Consider the following 2,020-nt stretch of genomic DNA (forward strand, 5'->3'; position numbering starts at 1 on the left):
CCGGAGCGCCGCCTGCGCGCCGCGTTCGCCGTCTGCCTGATCGTCACGGCGGTGATCATGCTCGTGCGCGGCTAGCCTGCCGCCGGCTTGCGGAAGACCAGGCTGAAGTTGTTCGCCGGCATCGGGATGGGCGCGTCGCAGGTCATGCCTCGTCCGCGGGCAGTTTGTCAAAGTGACCGTCCAGAAGGCGGCCGTTATCCCGCAGCCTGGTCAGCGGGATAACGGCATTGTCCCGGGAGACGGGACGGTGCCTGCATTGTCCGCTGCGGCGCAAGGCCGAGGCTTGCTACCTGGCGTTCCGGGCAATAAAGCCCGAGGTGTGCAGATGGTCTTCGTGCAAGGTGGGTACGAGCACCAGGCCAGCTTCAATCATCCGTGGTCGCGCTGGGCCACTCTCTATAGCGTTGCAAGAATCGTCCATTCCGTTGAGGGGCTAGATAATTGACGAGAACATCCTATCGAATCCGGCTTTCTATACTCCCGATTCTTGTCTCAATGAATCTTCTGTCTGCGTGTGCGCAGATCGCTCCCGTGGAACCTATGATGATGAACAACCCGCTGCTTGCTAATTCGAGACCTTGGTGTATCGGCCGTTTCGTATTCGATCGCCCTGCGGCGAGCGAGATCAGTTCTGAGCGTTACGGCTTCTGGGGCGACGAAATTGAGATCAGGAGGAATGTCAGCTTCCAGACGTTTGACCATGAAATGCGCAAACGTGAAGAAACGCTGCGCAGGGAAAAGCGCGAGAGCTCGATTTCCTACCAGGAGATGAAGGAAAGGGGCTTGGAATCCATGCGTTTTAAGGTGAATGTACCGATGCTGGAGCAGGTTGCATCACCGACCCAAAACTCACGAGTCTTCCTATTTACGATGGATGGAAAACGACCGGATCCCTTCTTCAAGCAGGAAGGATACGTCMTGGCCGGCGGCACGATGCTAGCGATGAAGTCGACGGTACCCAAGAGGATTATTCAGTCCGCCATCGCCGGCCTATCCGAAGTCCTTCGAGACGTCACCTATCGTGACGACTGGACGGTCCCGACCGAACCAGGATTCTGTATCGACGGGGCTTTGATTGGCGGCCGTTCACGCGATAGCGAGCGCGTTACTCAGAGCTTTGCTCTGCTACCGGGAAGGTACGCGGGGCTCCTCATCAGAATGCGCGATGCCGTGGAATCAGACAAGAAGCTATCGCTTCGTCAGACCCTACCAGATTTACGCGGTAACTTGAACAATAAAGGCTTCAGCGGCAACGTCCGCTTCCTGCGTGATGGCAAACGACAGGTCGCCGGGATGGAAGCAGAGGAAGTACTGTTTTCCATCACTGATGGAACGATACAGATCTATCAGTTCTATCTGATGGCGCAGGGAGACCCCGAGACCGTCGCGCAACCCCACACCGAGATTCGGCTGACACTGGGGGGCCCAAGTACGCATTCTCTTACACCGGAGCTCGCGACATCTCCTGTCGACGAAGCCGGCGCCATACAGATGTGGGACACATTGCTCAACAGCATGCGGCTTCGGCCCGGCGCCTTGTGAGCCAGGAGAGTCGGCATGACCAGACGATACGACATCTTGAGGGGGGATCTCACCACCTTGGGGGGCATCGTACAGGGCGGAGACGCCAACGATATGGTAGGGCATCGCGAGCAAGCCTATGAGGGCGACCCAGTCTGGTGTCCAGTCTGGTGTCCAGTCTGCAAGTCGGTGGGACAGATCGTATGTATCGGTCCGCGCCTGTCCACCACGGGCCCCGATGGACGCGAGGCTGCGCTGAGCGACGATCTTTGTGTCTGCCGTTGCAGCCCCAGCCCGTTGTTGCTGCCGTCGCTCGGCCTCGCCCTGTACTTCTTGTGGCGCCTGATGCCCGGCCGGGCCGTGACCCAGCAGCAGGCGCGGCTGTCATCGCGCTGGATTCCGGCTGTGGGCGTGGTGGGTGGGCTCTTCTCGGGCTTCTTCAGCGTGGGCGGCGGCGTGGTGGCCGCGCCGGCGCTGGTCGGCCTGTTCGGCATGCGGC

2 protein-coding genes are annotated in these 2,020 nt (G+C 59.8%); both read left to right on the plus strand.

Annotated elements, in window-relative coordinates:
• Positions 1-540 precede the first annotated feature (540 nt).
• Positions 541-1,542 carry a T6SS immunity protein Tli4 family protein gene (locus AC1EJR_RS27220; protein ID WP_477147850.1) on the plus strand — a complete coding sequence of 334 codons (1,002 nt, stop codon included), beginning with the start codon at positions 541-543 and terminating at the stop codon, positions 1,540-1,542.
• Positions 1,543-1,557: 15 nt separating this feature from the next.
• The coding region (locus AC1EJR_RS27225) for a PAAR domain-containing protein (RefSeq protein ID WP_477113943.1) at positions 1,558-2,020 on the plus strand (463 nt) is incomplete at its 3' end.

It is taken from the genome of Cupriavidus sp. 05T42 (assembly GCF_056396345.1).